Source organism: Nitrosomonas ureae (assembly GCF_900108305.1).
In the GTDB taxonomy this organism is placed as follows: Bacteria; Pseudomonadota; Gammaproteobacteria; order Burkholderiales; family Nitrosomonadaceae; genus Nitrosomonas; species Nitrosomonas ureae_B.
On the sequence record NZ_FNUX01000021.1, the window covers coordinates 1 to 18,259 of the forward strand.

Here is an 18,259-nt window from a genome sequence, read left to right on the forward strand (position 1 = left end):
GGCCATTTTTTGGTTGTCTTTTCCATGGAGAAAGCTGCAAAATTTCCCAATCTTTCGATGAAAATCCAACCAACCAAAGTTATTCTCCACATTGAATGGAAATATCAGATTCAATTTCTCAACAACAATTGTTGGGTACTTTTTTCAGGGATGACTAAGTAACATCTTAATAAAAATTAAGCAATTACTTATTACTAGACCTTTGCGCGGTTACAACCCTGGAGCAATGGATCAGATGATATAATTATATTTTGAAACAATGGATTGAAGCGATGACCATGAGTTTTTCGGAATATGATGTAACCCGCCGCACGCGGAAAGGGAATTTCTTGAAGCAGATTGATCAATTGATAGACTGGAATTCGATAGAGAAAGCGATCACAGTCCATTACGCACCGGTATTGGATGCAACGGGCCGTCCGGCGTATTCCGGGTTTGCTGCTGTTCAAGATGCTGTTGGCAGGAATCTGGAACGGCGGTTTAAGCGATGAATCGGTGGAAGACATGGCGAACTCGAATCTGCACGTGATGCGATTTCTGGGACTGTCAATAGAAGACGATGTGCCGGATCATTCCGTGCTGTCGCGCTTCCGAACCCGGCTGACGGCAGCGTGCGCTTGGGATGGATTGTTAACGCAGATGAATGAGCAAATACAAATGCACGACATCATGGTCAGGAAAGGCAACCATGTTGATGCGAGCATTACACAGAGTCCGCGTAAACCTAAAACCAGGCCTGCTTATGAAGTGGTGAGCGATCGGGAAGAACGGGACGATGAAGCGGATGCCCGGACAGCGATGCAAGTCATTGAAGTGACTCAGCCCGGTGTGGATTCTGAGGCACGCTGGGTTAGAAAAGGCGGCAAACCGGTATTTGGCTATAAGCAACAAACGGTAGTCGATGACAATGGTTTGGTACTGGCGGTTGAAACTAGGCGGCCAATTGCCATGACAGCAAGCCGCTGCTGGATTTACTCGACAAAGCCAATATCCAGCCGGGAGCCCGTGTTCACGCCGACAAGGCGTATAGCAGCCGGAAACATCGCGCTGCGCTGAAATCACGCGGCATTAAAAACGGCATTCAGGATAAAGCCGCGAAGAACAACCCGTTGACGCGCCGGCAGTTGCAGCGCAATAGCCTGATCGCGAAAGTCCGGTATGTGATAGAGCGCACCTTCGGCAGCCAGGCACGTTGGTTCAATGCCAAAATCCTGCGTTACCGTGGTCTGGTCAAAGCGCATGCCTGGCATCTGCTCCTGGCAATGGCGTATAACTTGAAAAGACTGCCCAAACTCTTCGCCGATCGCAGAATATCACGCAAACATAGGGATATTGCGTCCTCTTGATCGGGAATATCCGATTTAGAGTGATCATTCCTGACTCATTTGTAGAAATTTGTAGAAAAATGGCTAAAAATCACACCGAGTCATATAAAGATATGCCCGGAATTACATCAAAATAAAAAATCGCGTGATTTTGCAAAGGTCTCATTACATTTTACCCAACAAAAGAATACCTTGTGGTATCACAAAATCTTGAAATGTGAAGTGGTGCCACAAAACTGGACAGGTTGTTAAGCTCTGTTATGGACACTATAGAGGATCATAATTATGAGCAAGAAACCCACGCAATATTCCAGTGAATTCAAGGCTAAAGTAGCGCTGGCTGCGATACGGGGAGACGAAACCATTGCCCAACTGGCAGCACGTTATGGGATACATCCCACACAGATCAATAGCTGGAGACGGCAACTCATTGAACAAGTGGCCGAGTTGTTTTCCAGAAACAGCAGTGCTAGCAAAGAGAACGGACAAACCACAGACGATTTACATCGTGTCATAGGACAACTGACGGTAGAACGCGATTTTTTAGCCAGAAAGCTCGATTATTAAGCGCGGCGGAACGCAAGATGATGATCGAGCGCCACGATAAACTGAGTCATGTTCGCCAATGCCGCCTACTGGGTTTGGCACGCTCGACTTATTATTATCAACCTCAACCAGCAAGTGATGTTGAACTGGTTTTGCTGCGAAAGATGGACGAGCAATACCTAAAAACACCACAATATGGTACCCGCAGCTACGCCACGTGGTTTTTGCGCCAGGGAATACTGATTGTGGTCGCAAGAAAGCAGCTTCCATGATGAAGATTCTGGGCATTATCAGCACTGCACCAAAACCCAGAACCAGTATTCCAGCCAAACAACACAAAATATATCCTTACCTGCTTAAAGGTAAGATAATAAACCAGTCCAATCAAGTCTGGGCCGCTGATATTACCTATGTGCCGATGGAGAAAGGCTTTGGTTATTTGGTTGTCATCATGGACTGGCATTCCCGTAAAGTACTGAGCTGGCGCTTGTCCAATACGATGGATACCGGTTTCTGCGTTCAGGCGCTGGAGGCTGCCATTCAAGACCACGGGTATCCGCAGCTATTCAATACCGATCAGGGTGCTCAGTTCACCAGCGAAGCATGGGTGGCTGTTTTGAAGAATCACGATATTCAGATCAGCATGGACGGAACAGGTTGTTATCATGATAATATTTTTGTTGAACGGCTATGGCGTACAGTAAAGTATGAACTCTTATACACTAAGGCATTCAGTGACTTAAAGGAGGTAAGGAAAAGTTTGACTCAGTGGTTTGACTGGTACAATCAGGAACGTTTTCATCAAGGTCTTGATAACCAAACTCCCAATGAGGTCTATTATCAATATCAAGCAATTCATCAGCCTGCCTGGGCTTGATTAACTAACAATACAGAGCTTAATTCTACTCTCAGGTTGTACAGATACAGGTGACCACTTCAAACCTATTCCTAGATTTCATTCAGAAAGCTTCTTGGAGAGTTTATTACAACTTGAGCTAAATCGATTGAGTACCATATTCAGCTCAAGGTCTTGTTTAGCTAGCGTTACAATGATTCTTGAAGATTTTAAGGTTGTGGCCCTGTGAGGATGGCGCTATGCAACGCGTTCACAATGCTGGCGGTATTCATCTCTTGGGCGAAATACCACCAAAAGTAACCACCGACATATCTAGCAGGCATCTTAACACGCGATGCTATGGGGTAAAATTCCTGGATTAGGTTTAGCTCATAGCTTGAACCATACTGTGGATTCGCTGTACCGATTTCCCCGAAACCAATTTTTGCGTTCGGATAAATTGCAGCAAGTTTTGCAAAGACAGTTGCCCAATCAGGCTTGATATTATTACATTGTTGGGGATACCAGCTCACAAAAATATAGTCCACATTCAATCGCATTTTTTCATTTTGCGGATCCCGCTTTTCAACAGACAGATCAAGTTGGTGAAGGCTTTTGATCCAAGTAAACATCTCGTACTGCGTAGCAGGGATACAGTTATTCTTCTGTCCTTGTTCACCGAAGTAAAAAAAAGTAATGGCTGTGGTAGCGCCAGCATCATCAAGGACTTGAAAACCTGCACGGAGTTTATTTTCTACATTGGTACCGAGCCAGTCTCCATTGATTTCATTACCTACTTCCCAAATATCTACAGAATCTTTCAAACCTTTAAAGAAAGTCTGCGCCCGAGACTTAAAGGATTCAATCGTTTGTGATTTCATATCCGCTGAGTCTTGTAGTTCTGCCATGATATAAGCTGAGGTTTTCATGGCGTTAATAGCCATAGAATAATCTGTAGGTATTGTTCCTGGATCCAACACCACACGAGCTGTTGGCATGTGAGGAAATTTCTGCAGTGCGCTTACTTTAGCTTTGTAATTAGCTACATTGTCAAAAGTTACGCCATAGATAGGTACGGGTACGACACGACCGTATTGTGGAGCCAGTTCTACATTTGGTGCCGGACTCGGAGATAGAGTAGGATCAGGTAGCGGCTCAGAACCTGCAGCAAGAATTTGTTGAACTTGACTACTATCCTGATAATTCATTGTTGATACATACAGTGTTTTTGAACCTCGCGACGTACCTTTGAAGAAGAATGAGACGTTATTCGTTCCAGCAAGCATTTGCAGAGTCGAAACCTCTGTCAAGCAGTTGAAGTCTTTAAAAATTTTAAGCTCATAGCTGCCTTGATCAAAATAGATTTTCGTATCGAGTTCCACATTGGCCGCAATCCCATACCTATCCTGAGACTGAAGGTTAACCACATTAGAACATTTTTCTAATTCTACTGATTGTGGAGCCGTCAGAATCTTCATTTTGCTAACTGAGGCTGATTCTGAACTGAACGGTAAGACTATCGCCGCAATAGCAATATAAATTATTATTAGTTGCCTATTAGTTTTCATTCTTTCTCCTATAAAGTTTTACTACATTTGATGTTTTTTCAGTAAATTACGTCAGATCCAATTAGTCTCGACGCCTCTTTTAACAATCTATTCGATCAGGTTTTAATTGCTTCAGGATTTAGCTTAAGCTATGCGGTCTTCTGAGGAACTCTTGATAAACGATGTAATTCCCCATTATTTATGTCAGCCCTGCCAGAGCGTTCCAGATGCAGAGCCATTAATATTCAACTTAATCTCAATGCTCGAATAAATTGTTCCAATGGTTTTAAGCAATTTGCATACCCACCTAGACTCTCGATGTGATTCTCATCTAATACTCTAATATTCGGGAATTTATGGTGTTGCCGTAGTATTAAGATGAATACTCTAAGTGAAGATACTCGAAGCATTTGCACCCGTTTAACTTAATGGGTGACGAGAAAACCAGGCAGCTTTATCAAACTTGATTGTAGGTGGGCAATTGGGAAACCGTTTTCACGTGAATCCAGTAATTTAACGGATTGAAGCGATGCAGACTTAATGAATTTGATAGATATGCTAATACTTAGATATTCAATATGTTGACGAGCTGTCTCAAATATAGAGAAGTCTGACCACGCGCAATGGCGCCGCGTGCTTTTATGGAATATCGATTCCAGGCATTATAAATTGACATTACATTGGGATTAAAAGCTTCTTGGGTACGATAATCCCCCACAAGAGGGTCATTTATACCAAAATAATATTTTTGTTCTATTAATGACTTAGGGTCATCTTGTATGCCAGGCATGGGTAAATTACCTGCAAATTTATCTTGTGCCTAGGTAGTAAACAATCCCATCTCAAACGCTACAATTCTGGATTCTTTGAATTACCGTCACCAAAATCAACCGCAAATACTGATGGTGCCACTGTAATTAGTGGCGCTAACATTGGCGTCACTAACATCATATTTTTTATAAACATTTCTCCCTAAAAAATAATAAATTAATTTTTGTAATGAAGATATAGAACCTCTCGATAAGATTTCATGCTTCCAAAAGTGAATATCAACTGTCCAAATTCACCAGAGTATCTATGTGGCATTTTCTCAATGAACCACCAAGCTTGTTTTTGTGTGAATATTTCCCACTTATTGGAATGGGAAGGGATGGTAGCTTAGAAAAACTTCTATGTCAACAATATGCGTGATTATTTCCCACGCCACCCTATCGTTCTTAATCTTAATTTTGGATATATTGCGGAAGGCATCAGCTCATTTTGCCCAGGCGGAGCTCGATCACTGCCAAAAAAATAAGGATGTTTGTTGATCAACAAAAAAAGCAATACGGAAGCACACCAATCTGCAGACAAATTCAGACTACCTCGTCAAGCTATTGCTATTATGAGCACAAAGCACGCGAGCGAGATCCTGACCGATTGCCTGAAGCATAAAATGAGATGCAGAGCTTGATCGCGATATACAGCGGGACGGGATTTGCTTAGGCAACTTTTATTACGAATGTTTTCACACGGTATATTGTCGGTTGTCGGTTGGCGGTTTAGTCGACGCTGCATACGGATCTGGTGCTTGACGCGCTGGAACAGGCGCTGTGGCTCGACTAGAAACCAAGGAATTAACCACCATAGTGTGAACACGTGAGCCGATCGAAAATATTCCACAGGAAGGATTTGAAATGGCATATTATTGCCAACTGGGGGAGTCAGATGATGCGGCTTGACTCAAGTTAAAAAGTCTCCGGAAAAGCAGGGGCGATTCATTATAATATTTTCATAAAATGACTAAGAAATATTTTGGAACAGATGGCATACGTGGCCGAGTGGGAAAGGAACCTATTACTCCTGAATTCATCATGCATCTGGGCTACTCTGCTGGTAAAGTTCTGGCTGCTGCTGATTGGCATCTTGTGGAAGGAAAACGTCCAACAGTGCTTATTGGTAAAGATACTCGAGTATCTGGTTATTTGCTCGAATCTTCACTTCAAGCAGGCTTGTGTGCCGCAGGTGTGGATGTACTCCTATCCGGCCCCATGCCGACCCCCGCTATTGCTTATCTTATTCGCGCCCTGCGATTGCAGGCTGGTATTGTTATCTCCGCTTCACACAACCTATTCGAAGATAATGGCGTTAAGTTTTTTTCTGCTGATGGGTGCAAACTACCTGATAGCATGGAGCATAGTATTGAATCTTTAATAGATGCAACAATTGAAACCATGCCTTCAGAAAAGCTAGGCAAAGTGCAGCGTCTTAAAGATGCAACAGGCCGTTATATCGAGTTTTGTAAAAGTTCTTTTCCTTATCATCTTGATCTACGTGGGTTAAAGATGGTCGTTGATTGTGCCAATGGCGCTACTTACCATATTGCTGGTCATGTTATGCACGAACTAGGTGCCGATGTTATTACCATTGGTGCGCAACCCAATGGCTTAAATATCAATCTTGAATGTGGAGCTACTCATTGCTCAACACTACAAAAGACCGTTATACATCATCATGCCGACATAGGTATTGCATTGGATGGCGATGGTGACCGCATTATGATGGTGGATAAACAAGGCAGACTCTACGATGGCGATCAATTACTCTATATTATAGCCAAACATCGTAAACAGAGAAGAGTTCTTGAAGGTGGTGTCGTAGGTACGCTAATGACTAACCTTGCAATAGAAAACCGTTTTAAAGAAATGAATATTCCATTTCTTAGAGCTAATGTAGGTGACCGGCATGTACTCGAATTACTGCAAGAAAAAAAATGGTATCTCGGGGGCGAGAATTCCGGGCATATCGTTTGTAAAGACAGGCATACGACCGGTGATGGCATTATCTCTGCTTTGCAGGTACTGTACGCGTTACGTGACACCCAAAAAACTTTGGCTCAATTCACGCGTGGCCTTGTACTATACCCGCAGCGATTGATTAATATAAAGATTCCCAAGTCATTTGATTTTAGATCTAATAAAATTGTCAAAACAGTACAGGAAGAAGCCGAAACTGACTTGAATGATAGCGGGCGTGTTCTTATTCGAGCATCAGGAACGGAGCCTCTCATTCGGGTGATGGTTGAAGGTAAATCAAAACAGAAAGTTAACTACTGGACTGAACGTATCGCTCAGGCTGTTCAAATTGCCAGCGCAGAATAAACGATAATTGCTCGCGAACTACACCATTAATATCCCGCATCCATACAATCTGTATCCATAAACCAGAATCTGGAAAAAATCAGATCTGGGAACAAAACATAAGAATTGTCATAATCCTGTAACAATTCTGAAATAGTATGGCGCGTAGTTTTTTCAAGACGCTCATCCTCTACTTTATTCATTTGGAGCACGTATAAACATGTTGAATTCTTTGAACTTCAGGGTACCCATTGCAGCAGCTTTCCTAAGTGCGCTCTTCTATGCAGGCCTCGCCAGCGCCGCGCCGATCGTGAAAATTGATGGCTCAAGCACTGTTTTTCCCATTACTGAGGCCGTTGCAGAAGATTTTCAAATAGCCAAACGCGGCGCAATTCGAGTCACTGTCGGCATCTCTGGAACAGGCGGCGGATTCAAGAAATTCTGCCGGAATGAAATCGATATCGTGAATGCATCCCGCCCCATTACCGAATTGGAAATGGACGCTTGTAAAAAAGAAGGTGTGCAATTTATTGAAATGCCCATCGCTTTTGACGCCCTAACTGTGGTTGTTAACCCCAAAAACACGTGGAGCAAAACCATCACGGTCGAAGAATTGCAGAAAATCTGGGAACCTTCCGCACAAGGCAAAATCACCAACTGGAATCAAATAAACCCGGCGTGGCCGGACAAAAAAATCAAACTTTATGGTCCAGGAGCGGATTCTGGTACCTTTGAGTACTTTACTGAAGCTATTGTTGGCAAAGCCAAATCAAGCCGTGGCGATTTTACGGCATCAGAAGACGATAACGTTTTGGTGCAAGGCGTTGCAAGTGATCTCTATGCATTAGGGTTTTTCGGTTTTGCCTATTACATCGAAAATAGTAAAAAAATTAATGCTGTTGCAATTGATAGTGGAAATGGCGGCGTGCTTCCCTCTGCAGCAACCGTAGAAAACAACAGTTATAAACCATTATCGCGCCCGATATTCATTTACATTAATGCCAAGTCCACAGAAAAACCGGAAGTAAATGAATTCATTAATTTCTATATGCAAAATGCAACGGAACTGGTGACAGAAGTGAAGTATTTCCCGCTCTCCAAAGCGGTATATGATCTCAATCTCGAACACTTAAACAAGAAAAAGGTAGGTACTGTATTCAAAGGCACCGGAATCAACATAAAACTGGAAGACATCCTTAAACTGGAATCCAGTTTATGACCCCCTATTCGCCATAAGGTATAGGTATTCTATATTCAGGGGTACTTGCTTGTAATGAATACACGCAAGGAAGTGCTGTTCAAAGCATAAGCCTTTTTATCTGGCTTAGAATTGATCAGCACTTCCTTTACCATTTATAAATGGGATAAACTGCGCTAGTAATGGATTACCTGCCAATCTTTTTAGATATTAAAAACAAAGCTTGTCTGATTGTAGGTGGCGGTCAAGTTGCTACCCGCAAGGTTATGCTGTTACTCCAGGCCGGTGCGCAAGTATCGGTGGTAGCACCCAAACTGGATAGCGTTTTAGATGAGTACGCCGCTCACGGCACTATCACCCATCGGGCTGAGTGCTTTCAACCCGAACATCTGCACAACATTGCACTCGTAATCGCTGCAACAAATGATCATGCCATCAATCAGCAAATTTCCGCAGCAGCGCAACAGAGACAGATTCCGGTTAATGTCGTTGATAGTCCAGCATTATGTACTTTCATCATGCCATCCATCGTGGATCGCTCCCCACTCCTAATCGCAGTCTCCAGCGGTGGACAATCTCCGGTCCTGGCGCGATTGCTGCGTGCGCAACTGGAAATCATGATACCTGCCGCTTACGCACGCATCGCCACTATTGCAGGGAAATTTCGCCAGCGCGTAAAACAACATTTCACTCACCCGGAGAAACGGCGTATTTTCTGGGAAAAAATCCTGCAAGGCCCATTTACTGAAATGATATTGACCGGTAAAGATGAGACTGCTCAGGATTATTTTCTGCAATCGCTGCAACAGGAAAAGAATGAACCGCAGCAAGGTGAGGTTTATTTGGTCGGCGCCGGGCCGGGCAATCCTGATTTACTCACTTTCCGTGCCATGCGTCTGATGCAGCAGGCTGATGTAGTCGTTTATGACCGCCTGGTTTCAACCGAAATTCTTGATATGGTGCGTCGTGACGCTGCACGCATTTATGCTGGCAAGGAACGTAACCGCCATACACTGAAACAGGAGTCGATCAATCAACTGCTGGTACGATTGGCGCAGGAAGGTAAACGAGTGTTGCGGCTAAAAGGCGGAGATCCTTTTATTTTTGGCCGAGGTGGTGAAGAAATTGAAACTTTGGCTTTAAACCATATCCCCTTTCAAGTTGTGCCAGGCATTACGGCTGCATCGGGTGTTTCAGCCTATGCAGGAATCCCGCTGACACACCGTGATTACGCGCAATCATGCATTTTTGTAACCGGTCATCTAAAAAATAATACGATTGATCTCGATTGGCCGCGCCTCGCCTGCTCCAACCAGACCATCGTGATTTATATGGGATTGCTTGGATTGCCCGTATTATCCCGGCAACTTATCGCCCACGGCTTGCCGGGCTCCACACCTGCAGCAATCATTCAACAAGGCACGACGCAACAACAAAAAATCGTAATCGGAACCTTACAAACGCTACCTGACTTGGCCGCAGCAGCTCATTTGTCCCCTCCTACGCTGATCATTGTCGGAGAAGTTGTCACACTACACAGAAATCTTGCATGGTTTGAATCCACACCCGAGAATTCTTAAATCAATTTTATTATTATTTAATCAAATAGTTAAATTATAAAATAGCGCTGATTTATTAGTATATTACTTCGATGCCTTGAATCTCATCGACAAGTCAATCGCCTGAATATTCTTGGTTAAGCTACCGATTGAAATTCTGTCAATACCGGTTTCGGCCACCTGACGCACATTATCCAGTGTTATGTTACCGGATGCTTCCAGAATTACCCGCTTTTCAGATTGCTGCTGGATCAGAGTAACCGCTTCCGATAACTGCTTCAGCGTAAAATTATCCAACAATATCATGGCAGCTCCGGCCACCAGAGCCTCTTGTAATTCCGGCAGTGATTCCACTTCAATTTGAATAACAGTTCCCGGAGGGGCTATCGCCAATGCTCTGTTTAAGGCGTGCCGGATACTGCCTGCCGCAATGATATGATTTTCCTTAATTAGAATCCCATCATACAGACCCAAGCGATGATTAACGCCGCCGCCGCATGCCACAGCATATTTTTGCGCCAACCGCAATCCGGGAAGCGTTTTACGCGTATCCACAATGACAGCCTCAGTACCCGCAATGGCATCAACAAAACGTTTTGTTTGTGTCGCTACAGCGGATAACATTTGCAGAAAATTCAGCGCGGAACGTTCTGCAGTCAGTAAATCTCGGGATCTTCCCTGAATCTCACAAAGCTTTTGTTCAGATTGAACAAGATCTCCATCATTGGCAAACCATGTGATGACTGTTTCAGGCGATAATGCCAGGAAACAAGCATCAAACCACTGCACTCCACACAATACCGCATTTTCCCTACCGATTACTGCAGCACTCAATACACTTTCGCGAGGAATCAGTGATGCTGTCAAGTCACCGGTACCTATATCTTCTTTCAATGCGCATTGCACATTCGCGTAAATTTCATTATGTAAATCTTGCAATTTCTTTTCCCTAGTTGTTAATCAGGAATGAAAAATATCATATTGACCCCTCTATGACATGCATACCTTCAGCGCCGCCAATACTGCCATATGCAAAAAAATGATAAGTAAATGAATTTTTATTAGTTCCAAGAATAAAGTAAGGCTAGTAAATTCACGGCTCTCACAACAATGATTATTTCAGCAATGACACAGCTAACAACAACACATAAGAGTAATCAACTTAACACGGATGTTATCGAAGAGATTCTGAGTGCCGTAACCAGTATCGAATATGGATCAGTTGAGGTTGTGATACACGATGGCAGAGTTGTGCAAATAGAATGCCGTAAGAAAATTCGCTTAAATCAAAGCAAACCTAACCGGAAAACGTTAGAGCCATGACTAGGCAATTAGCAAGTTAAATTCGGACAAATAAAAATAACACCGACCACGCACATGGAGGTGAGAACGTAAAGAAGAATCAATGACCTAGCCGGAGTTCCGGAAGGTGCGCTCAGGAGAATACCTTGAAATTATTTTATTTTTTTCTACAGGCTGCGTTTTTTAGCACCTTGATTATCCATCCGGCATATGCGACCTCGGATAATAAACCTTCCATAAACTTTGAAACCATGCAGCAAACTATCGTTCAGTTGGCGCAACAAATTGCGGTGGACATGGGCAGGCCGTTGGGAAATAACACACCGGATCAATCCAAGCCAGCCGGAAAAGCATCCGAAGTTGAAAAAACTTTGCCAACGATCGAGCCACAAGCGAAATCTCCGCCAACAACACCGGCCGCTGCGCAATCAACCAGCTATCATCAGCGCTCTAATAGCTATGCCACCAATCCGGATTCCGATCCGCCGCGGTATGTGCGGCAATTAAGCGATATCGGCATTCCGGCTTTTAAAGATATTACCTGGCTGGACGTCGGTTTGGAACATCGCACACGCTATGAGTGGCGCAATAATGACATACGTCGAATTGAAGGGGGAGAAGATAATCCGTTCTTTTTACGTAACCGGGCATGGATTGGAATAAAGAATATTTTGGACCCTTTCCGGTTTGCAGTTGAGTTTCAAGATTCGAGAGTCTATAACAATAAGCATGCCATTACCGATCAGGAGAGAAACGAGTTCGATCTGCTCAATGCTTATGGCGAATTAAATTTCAAAAAAGCACTCGGTGCCGATGACCGGGGTAATGATCGTCCTATTCGATTCCGGGTTGGCCGCATGGCTTACGAGACTACCGATCGGCGTTTTATCGCGCGTAATGAATGGCGTAATACCACAAATACTTTTGAAGGTTTCCGCCTGAATCTGGGGCGTGAAGCCAATGACTGGGAACTTGATCTGTTTGGCATGCAACCGGTTAGACGCTTACAAACCAAATTTGATGAGGCTAATAATAATCTGTGGTTTTTTGGCGGGATCGGCACTTGGCGCAAGTGGTCAGACATCGCCACCATCCAGACGTACTACATGGGTCAGAAGCAAACGGCTGATCCGAATGGTTTTACAGCCACCAATCGGCTGGATCGGGAAATCCATATGCCAGGGTTCCGTGTTTATGGAAAGGCAGGCAATATTGTTGATTTCGATGTCAGCTACAACCACCAGCTGGGGTTTTCCGGCCCCAGTCGCGTGGATGCTAATGGATATACCATCGAAGTAGGACGAACATTTGAGCATATTTGGAGACCTCGTGTTGGTTTGTTTTACGGGTATGCCAGCGGTGACAAAGATCCTACTGATAATGTCGACAACCGTTTTGATCGCTTCTTTGGATTTGCACGGCCTTGGTCAGCAGATCACTATGTGATTTACGAGAATCTCAAGGCTCCGAAAATCAGGTTTGAATTAACTCCAACCCAGAAGCTCGGGTTTGAGCTTGGTTATGGTGCGTATTGGCTGGCCAGTAAAACCGATCGCATGTTCGATATTCTCGATGGCAATATCAGTAATACCGTCAAAGATCCTGGGTTCAATCGTGACCGCACCGGACAAAGTGGTGATTTCGGCGGCCATGCATTTGAAGGACGCATACGCTACCAACCTACCCCGAGAATCAACACCATACTTGGATATACCCATTTTACTGCGGGTGAATTCGTAAGGAACCGCATTGCAGCAAGCCCATCTTGCTCTGATGGCCACTCCCATCCTTGCGTGGATCATCGCTCAGGAAATACGGATTTCTTGTACTTTGAAGTACTCATCAGTCTCTTATAAACCCTTTTAAATTTCTACTGGAGGAAAAATCATGAAGATTACATCATGGCTAGCAACAAGTATTCTGGCAACAAGTCTCATCATCAGCGGCAGCGTGCTGGCGGAAAAAACACTCTTAAATGTTTCTTATGATCCGACGCGTGAGCTGTACCAGGAATTCAATGCAGCTTTTGCCAAGTATTGGCAAGCAAAAAACCACGAGAAAGTAGTCATCCGGCAATCTCACGGCGGCTCCGGCAAGCAGGCGCGTTCTGTCATTGATGGGCTAGAAGCCGATGTCGTGACATTGGCCCTGGCCAACGATATCAACGCCATCGCAGAAATTGCCAAATTATTGCCGGAAAATTGGCAACAGCGTTTATCCCTGAATAGCACCCCCTATACCTCAACAATCATTTTCCTGGTGCGTAAAGGCAATCCCAAAGGCATTAAAGATTGGGATGATCTTGCACGTTCCGGCGTTGCCGTCATTACTCCGAATCCGAAAACTTCCGGCGGCGCGCAGTGGAATTACCTGGCGGCATGGGAATACGGTAAACAACGCTACGGCGAAGATAAAGCCAAAGATTTTGTCGGCAATATTTATAAAAATGTACCGGTGCTGGACTCCGGTGCGCGGGGATCAACGACAACATTTGTAGAACGAGGTGTCGGTGATGTTCTGATTACATGGGAAAACGAAGCATTCCTGGCACTCAAGGAATATGGCTCAGAGAAATTTGAAACTGTTATTCCTTCTTTGAGTATTGTGGCGGAACCACCGGTTGCAGTCGTTGATAAAGTCGTCGACAAGCGAGGCACACGTCAGATTGCCGAAGCCTATCTGCAGTTTCTCTATTCGGAAGAAGGACAAGAAATTGCCGCCAAACATTTCTACCGGCCTACTAGCGCCAAGATAGCGGAAAGATATGCTCAGAAGTTTCCAAAAATTGAATTGTTCAATATCGATGATGCCTTTGGCGGCTGGAAGAATGCACACAAAATTCATTTCGCCGATGGCGCACATTTTGATCAGATTTACTTGAAGTAATAACAAATGTAGCGCGCCACGGTGCGCTACATAAATAACAAACTGCGCATCAAGCCGATGAAAACTGCTGCTGTGATGGCGAAGATCAATAGCAGAGATTTCATTAATGATTCAGTCGCTCGAGGAGTCACCGAGTTACTGTTCATTATTGGCAACATAAATTTGTAGAGAAAAAATTCCATGAATGCATCGGCAAAACACCCTCATTCCATCAAAGATGAGTTTGAGCTTATCCAGTCGGCCACCGATTATTATCTTCAACGGGATGAAAAAGGTTGGATCAGCGGACGTTTTTTTCAGCACGAGCTGATCAGTATTTTTCAACCCATTTTTAGCGTTTCCCGAGGCCAAACGATGGGCCATGCAGCTTATATCCGTGCGAAAGCGGATGGAGAAATTGCGCTCTGGCCCTGGCAGATATTTTCATTAGCCTCGAAAGATGAGCAATTGGTTGAATTGGATCGTTTATGCCGCGCAATTCATGCATCGAATTATTATTTTAATCATCCTCACCAATCGGACAACTTGTTTGTCGAAGTTCATCCGCGTTTACTCGAGAGCGTCAAAGACGACCACGGACAGGCATTTGAAAGCTTTCTTGATCTGATCGGCGTAAGAACTTCCCGGGTAGTGATCGAGATTCCTGTCACGGTTAATCGCAACTGGAAATTACTCCAGCATGTTATCGCCAACTATCGCTCCCGCGGTTATCTAATTGCGGCCAATTACAGCATTGGCTGCAGTGACTGGATGATAAAGCTAGGGAGCCTGTATCCCAATATCGTGCGCATTACTGCAAATGATTTGATTCAGCACGAAGACATCACATCACTGATAGATGCAATTCATAGTGCAGGTGCCAGTTTATTGGTGCGAGGAATCGAAACATCGATTCAATTTTCAACTGCTTTCAAAGCCAATGCAGATTATTTGCAGGGAAATTTCCTCGGTCAACCGGAGCAAGCAATCAACATCCGCGATCTTTGACATGCGCCTAATGCAGCACACAGAAACATTTAACCCTTACAAATTGCATAACCTACAAAGGAGTCCGATTTGAACAATTTCAAACAACACAGCATTCTGCCGGGTTTCAATCTGGCACTCGGATTTACGCTGTTGTATTTGAGTTTAATCGTTTTGATACCGCTTTCAGCTGCGTTCATCCGTACAGCCGAACTAACCTTGCCCGAGTTCTGGACCATCGTCACAACGCCGCGCGTGGTGGCTTCCTATCGACTGACTTTCGGTGTGTCGTTTGCGGCTGCTCTCGTCAATGCATTTTTTGGTTTATTAGTGGCGTGGGTATTGGTACGTTATCATTTTCCCGGTAAAAAAATAGTCGATGCTTTAGTCGATCTTCCCTTCGCGCTGCCAACCGCCGTGGCCGGAATTGCTCTAACCGCGTTGTATTCCGGTAATGGCTGGATCGGTCAGTATCTTGAGCCATTGGGAATCAAAGTGGCTTTCACACCGTTAGGAATTTTTGTAGCACTGACGTTTATTGGATTGCCGTTTGTCGTGCGTACCGTACAACCGGTGCTCGAAGATCTTGAGGCCGAACTGGAAGAAGCAGCAGCTACGTTGGGCGCCAATCGCTGGCAAACCTTCGCACATGTGATTTTTCCTATCCTATTTCCCGCCTTGATGACCGGTTTTGCACTTGCCTTCGCGCGTGCAATCGGTGAATACGGATCGGTTATTTTTATTGCCGGAAACATGCCGATGGTTTCTGAAATTACGCCACTACTGATTGTCACCAAGCTGGAACAATACGATTATGCGGGCGCCACAGCATTGTCAGTCGTGATGTTGGTAATTTCTTTCATTCTGTTATTGATTATTAATCTGCTGCAGTGGTGGAGCCGGCGCCGCAGTGCACGGGCCTGAGAACAATTATGACGACTACCATTACATTTCCTTTATCCGGTAAAACTTTCCAGCAACGCGCTACGCAAGAGCCTTCCTGGGTACGCCGTTTCTTGATTGGATTGGCGCTGGCATTCTTAACATTATTCCTTTTCGTTCCATTGATTTCGGTTTTTTATGAGGCTTTCAAGAAAGGGGTAGATGTTTATCTGGCGGCAATCACCGATCCTGATGCGGTTTCCGCGATTAAACTGACCCTAACCGTGGCAGCGATAGCAGTACCACTGAATTTGGTGTTCGGTATCGCTGCTGCCTGGGCAATCGCCAAATTCGAGTTTCGCGGCAAAAACCTGTTGATCACATTGATCGATTTGCCTTTTTCTGTCTCTCCGGTGGTTTCCGGACTCATTTATGTGCTTGTGTTCGGACTGCAAGGCTGGTTGGGACCTTGGCTGGCAGAACATGACATCAAAATTATTTTTGCTGTTCCAGGCATCGTATTGGCGACGGTCTTTGTTACGGTACCGTTTATCGCGCGGGAATTGATTCCATTAATGCAGGCGCAAGGAACCGAAGAAGAAGAAGCTGCCGTGGTGTTGGGTGCAAGCGGCTGGCAAACCTTCTGCAAAATTACCCTACCCAATATCAAATGGGGATTATTGTATGGCGCCATTCTTTGTAATGCGCGGGCAATGGGTGAATTTGGCGCAGTATCGGTTGTTTCAGGACATATTCGCGGCAGTACCAATACCATGCCGTTGCATGTCGAGATTCTCTACAACGAATACAACTTTGCCGCTGCATTTGCAGTAGCTTCTTTGTTAGCTTTGCTGGCTTTGGTCACACTGGCGCTAAAAACGCTAATTGAATTTCGCAATAAACAACATCAGACACAACGAGGTGATGAATGAGTATTGAAGTTATTAGTCTTTCCAAACAGTTCGGTACGTTTACTGCGCTGCATAATGTCAGCCTGCAAGTACACTCCGGCGAATTATTGGCACTACTGGGACCGTCAGGCTCCGGAAAAACTACGCTACTGCGCGTAATTGCAGGGCTTGAAACGGCTGATAGCGGCCAAGTGCTATTTCATGGCGAAGACGCAACCGACCAGCACGTACGCGAACGTCAGGTGGGGTTTGTATTTCAGCACTATGCGCTATTTCGTAACATGACGATATTTGAGAATGTGGCTTTTGGTTTAAACGTACGTCCGAAGAAATTCCGCCCTGCCCAAGAAGAAATCCGTGATCGTGTAATGAAATTATTACATCTGGTGCAGCTGGATTGGTTGGCAGATCGCTACCCGCACCAACTCTCGGGCGGTCAGCGTCAGCGTATCGCCTTGGCACGCGCGCTTGCTGTAGAACCCAAAGTATTATTGCTTGATGAGCCTTTTGGCGCACTGGATGCCAAAGTACGCAAGGAGCTGCGCTCGTGGCTCAGGCGCTTGCATGACGATATGCACATTACCAGCGTATTCGTCACGCATGATCAGGAAGAAGCGCTTGAAGTTGCTGATCGGGTGGTTGTCATGAATGAAGGCAAAATCGAACAAATCGGTACTCCGGATGAAGTATATGAGCAGCCATCCAGTCCATTTGTCTATGAATTTCTTGGAAATGTGAATCTATTCCACAGCCGGCTGCATCATGGACGCGCCTGGATTGGCGATATTGCAGTCGATGCGCCAGAACATGCAGATGCTAACGAGCTTGCCGCAATTGCCTACGTACGTCCGCACGAGATCGAGGTGGAACGTGCTCATAAAGGTGAAGCGGCAATGGCGGCACGTGTGATTCACGTTCTTTCCGTGGGCCCGATTGTCCGGTTGGAGTTGGTACGAAACAATGATGAAGACAAAACCCCGATCCAGGTCGAAATCAGCAAGGAGCGCTTTCGGGAATTACAGCTGACAAAAGGCGATGAAGTATTTATCAAACCACGTCGCCTTGATTTGTTTCCAAGCCAGAAAAATGGCGCAAATAATACAGTGCAAGCAACCTGAGATACTGCAATCGCGGCAAGGAAACGAGGAATTAAACCCGTAAAAGATTAAAAGAGGGAAATAAG

Annotated in this window: 19 protein-coding genes; 16 read left to right on the plus strand and 3 right to left on the minus strand. The window is 44.8% G+C overall.

Annotation, left to right across the window (positions count from 1 at the left end; genetic code table 11):
• The first annotated feature begins 272 nt into the window (after positions 1-272).
• The 6 genes from C4S39_RS11125 (at position 273) to C4S39_RS11150 (ending at position 2,748) form a co-directional block, all read left to right on the plus strand.
• Complete coding sequence (locus C4S39_RS11125) at positions 273-491, plus strand: hypothetical protein (protein ID WP_103967067.1); 219 nt, start codon at positions 273-275, stop codon at positions 489-491.
• Entirely contained in the window at positions 406-1,056 is a 651-nt protein-coding gene (locus tag C4S39_RS11130; RefSeq protein WP_103967068.1) for a transposase, read from the plus strand. The genes C4S39_RS11125 and C4S39_RS11130 overlap by 86 nt, the downstream gene beginning before the upstream one ends.
• Positions 990-1,346, plus strand: a complete 357-nt coding sequence (locus tag C4S39_RS16060) for a transposase (RefSeq protein WP_374953031.1) — start codon at positions 990-992, stop codon at positions 1,344-1,346. The genes C4S39_RS11130 and C4S39_RS16060 overlap by 67 nt, the downstream gene beginning before the upstream one ends.
• A 264-nt stretch (positions 1,347-1,610) precedes the next feature.
• Entirely contained in the window at positions 1,611-1,892 is a 282-nt protein-coding gene (locus tag C4S39_RS11140; protein ID WP_103967070.1) for a helix-turn-helix domain-containing protein, read from the plus strand.
• Between the two features lie 17 nt (positions 1,893-1,909).
• The gene (locus C4S39_RS11145) at positions 1,910-2,143 is read left to right on the plus strand and encodes a hypothetical protein (RefSeq protein WP_103967071.1); all 234 of its coding nucleotides are present in this window, start codon (positions 1,910-1,912) and stop codon (positions 2,141-2,143) included.
• Positions 2,140-2,748 (plus strand): IS3 family transposase, encoded by a 609-nt coding sequence (locus C4S39_RS11150; RefSeq protein WP_103967072.1) that lies wholly within the window; start codon positions 2,140-2,142, stop codon positions 2,746-2,748. The genes C4S39_RS11145 and C4S39_RS11150 overlap by 4 nt, the downstream gene beginning before the upstream one ends.
• Before the next feature lie 188 nt (positions 2,749-2,936).
• On the opposite strand, the gene C4S39_RS11155 is transcribed toward C4S39_RS11150, so the two are convergent.
• Both C4S39_RS11155 and C4S39_RS11160 read right to left on the minus strand, forming a co-directional pair.
• The gene (locus C4S39_RS11155; RefSeq protein ID WP_103967073.1) at positions 2,937-4,274 is read right to left on the minus strand and encodes a hypothetical protein; all 1,338 of its coding nucleotides are present in this window, start codon (positions 4,272-4,274) and stop codon (positions 2,937-2,939) included.
• 544 nt (positions 4,275-4,818) lie between these two features.
• The gene (locus tag C4S39_RS11160; protein ID WP_103967074.1) at positions 4,819-5,043 is read right to left on the minus strand and encodes a hypothetical protein; all 225 of its coding nucleotides are present in this window, start codon (positions 5,041-5,043) and stop codon (positions 4,819-4,821) included.
• A 988-nt stretch (positions 5,044-6,031) separates the two neighbouring features.
• On the opposite strand from C4S39_RS11160, the gene glmM reads away from it, so the two are divergent.
• The 3 genes from glmM to cysG all read left to right on the plus strand — a co-directional run bounded on the left by glmM (position 6,032) and on the right by cysG (position 10,150).
• A complete protein-coding gene (glmM, locus tag C4S39_RS11165; RefSeq protein WP_103967075.1) occupies positions 6,032-7,393 on the plus strand; it encodes a phosphoglucosamine mutase in 1,362 nt (453 codons plus the stop codon).
• A 199-nt stretch (positions 7,394-7,592) separates the two neighbouring features.
• Positions 7,593-8,591 carry a PstS family phosphate ABC transporter substrate-binding protein gene (locus C4S39_RS11170; RefSeq protein ID WP_103967076.1) on the plus strand — a complete coding sequence of 333 codons (999 nt, stop codon included), beginning with the start codon at positions 7,593-7,595 and terminating at the stop codon, positions 8,589-8,591.
• A 161-nt stretch (positions 8,592-8,752) separates the two neighbouring features.
• Positions 8,753-10,150, plus strand: coding sequence for a siroheme synthase CysG (cysG, locus tag C4S39_RS11175; RefSeq protein WP_103967077.1), 1,398 nt, complete (start codon positions 8,753-8,755; stop codon positions 10,148-10,150).
• 63 nt (positions 10,151-10,213) lie between these two features.
• Here the strand turns inward: cysG and nadC are convergent, their stop codons facing one another.
• Complete coding sequence (nadC, locus tag C4S39_RS11180) at positions 10,214-11,068, minus strand: carboxylating nicotinate-nucleotide diphosphorylase (protein WP_103967078.1); 855 nt, start codon at positions 11,066-11,068, stop codon at positions 10,214-10,216.
• Positions 11,069-11,254: 186 nt separating this feature from the next.
• Between nadC and C4S39_RS11185 the strand changes: the two genes are divergently transcribed.
• The 7 genes from C4S39_RS11185 to C4S39_RS11215 all read left to right on the plus strand — a co-directional run bounded on the left by C4S39_RS11185 (position 11,255) and on the right by C4S39_RS11215 (position 18,194).
• Complete coding sequence (locus C4S39_RS11185) at positions 11,255-11,452, plus strand: YezD family protein (protein ID WP_103967111.1); 198 nt, start codon at positions 11,255-11,257, stop codon at positions 11,450-11,452.
• A 125-nt stretch (positions 11,453-11,577) separates the two neighbouring features.
• Positions 11,578-13,287, plus strand: a complete 1,710-nt coding sequence (locus tag C4S39_RS11190; RefSeq protein ID WP_103967079.1) for an alginate export family protein — start codon at positions 11,578-11,580, stop codon at positions 13,285-13,287.
• A 31-nt stretch (positions 13,288-13,318) separates the two neighbouring features.
• A complete protein-coding gene (locus C4S39_RS11195; RefSeq protein ID WP_103967080.1) occupies positions 13,319-14,317 on the plus strand; it encodes a sulfate ABC transporter substrate-binding protein in 999 nt (332 codons plus the stop codon).
• Positions 14,318-14,497: 180 nt separating this feature from the next.
• Positions 14,498-15,304: an EAL domain-containing protein gene (locus tag C4S39_RS11200; RefSeq protein WP_103967081.1), complete on the plus strand. Its 807-nt coding sequence runs from the start codon at positions 14,498-14,500 to the stop codon at positions 15,302-15,304.
• 69 nt (positions 15,305-15,373) lie between these two features.
• Positions 15,374-16,207 carry a sulfate ABC transporter permease subunit CysT gene (gene cysT / locus C4S39_RS11205; protein WP_103967082.1) on the plus strand — a complete coding sequence of 278 codons (834 nt, stop codon included), beginning with the start codon at positions 15,374-15,376 and terminating at the stop codon, positions 16,205-16,207.
• 8 nt (positions 16,208-16,215) lie between these two features.
• Entirely contained in the window at positions 16,216-17,097 is an 882-nt protein-coding gene (gene cysW, locus C4S39_RS11210; protein ID WP_103967083.1) for a sulfate ABC transporter permease subunit CysW, read from the plus strand.
• A complete protein-coding gene (locus tag C4S39_RS11215; protein WP_103967084.1) occupies positions 17,094-18,194 on the plus strand; it encodes a sulfate/molybdate ABC transporter ATP-binding protein in 1,101 nt (366 codons plus the stop codon). The genes cysW and C4S39_RS11215 overlap by 4 nt, the downstream gene beginning before the upstream one ends.
• Positions 18,195-18,259 lie beyond the last annotated feature (65 nt).

Excerpts from the sequence above, each read along its gene's own strand:
- C4S39_RS11125 (WP_103967067.1), top strand. The coding sequence starts at position 273 with ATGACCATGAGTTTTTCGGAATATGATGTAACCCGCCGCACGCGGAAA.
- C4S39_RS11130 (WP_103967068.1), top strand. The coding sequence starts at position 406 with ATGCAACGGGCCGTCCGGCGTATTCCGGGTTTGCTGCTGTTCAAGATG.
- C4S39_RS11140 (WP_103967070.1), top strand. The coding sequence starts at position 1,611 with ATGAGCAAGAAACCCACGCAATATTCCAGTGAATTCAAGGCTAAAGTA.
- C4S39_RS11145 (WP_103967071.1), top strand. The coding sequence starts at position 1,910 with ATGATGATCGAGCGCCACGATAAACTGAGTCATGTTCGCCAATGCCGC.
- C4S39_RS11150 (WP_103967072.1), top strand. The coding sequence starts at position 2,140 with ATGATGAAGATTCTGGGCATTATCAGCACTGCACCAAAACCCAGAACC.
- C4S39_RS11155 (WP_103967073.1), bottom strand. The coding sequence starts at position 4,274 with ATGAAAACTAATAGGCAACTAATAATAATTTATATTGCTATTGCGGCG.
- C4S39_RS11160 (WP_103967074.1), bottom strand. The coding sequence starts at position 5,043 with ATGCCTGGCATACAAGATGACCCTAAGTCATTAATAGAACAAAAATAT.
- glmM (WP_103967075.1), top strand. The coding sequence starts at position 6,032 with ATGACTAAGAAATATTTTGGAACAGATGGCATACGTGGCCGAGTGGGA.
- C4S39_RS11170 (WP_103967076.1), top strand. The coding sequence starts at position 7,593 with ATGTTGAATTCTTTGAACTTCAGGGTACCCATTGCAGCAGCTTTCCTA.
- cysG (WP_103967077.1), top strand. The coding sequence starts at position 8,753 with ATGGATTACCTGCCAATCTTTTTAGATATTAAAAACAAAGCTTGTCTG.
- C4S39_RS11185 (WP_103967111.1), top strand. The coding sequence starts at position 11,255 with ATGACACAGCTAACAACAACACATAAGAGTAATCAACTTAACACGGAT.
- C4S39_RS11195 (WP_103967080.1), top strand. The coding sequence starts at position 13,319 with ATGAAGATTACATCATGGCTAGCAACAAGTATTCTGGCAACAAGTCTC.
- C4S39_RS11200 (WP_103967081.1), top strand. The coding sequence starts at position 14,498 with ATGAATGCATCGGCAAAACACCCTCATTCCATCAAAGATGAGTTTGAG.
- cysW (WP_103967083.1), top strand. The coding sequence starts at position 16,216 with ATGACGACTACCATTACATTTCCTTTATCCGGTAAAACTTTCCAGCAA.
- C4S39_RS11215 (WP_103967084.1), top strand. The coding sequence starts at position 17,094 with ATGAGTATTGAAGTTATTAGTCTTTCCAAACAGTTCGGTACGTTTACT.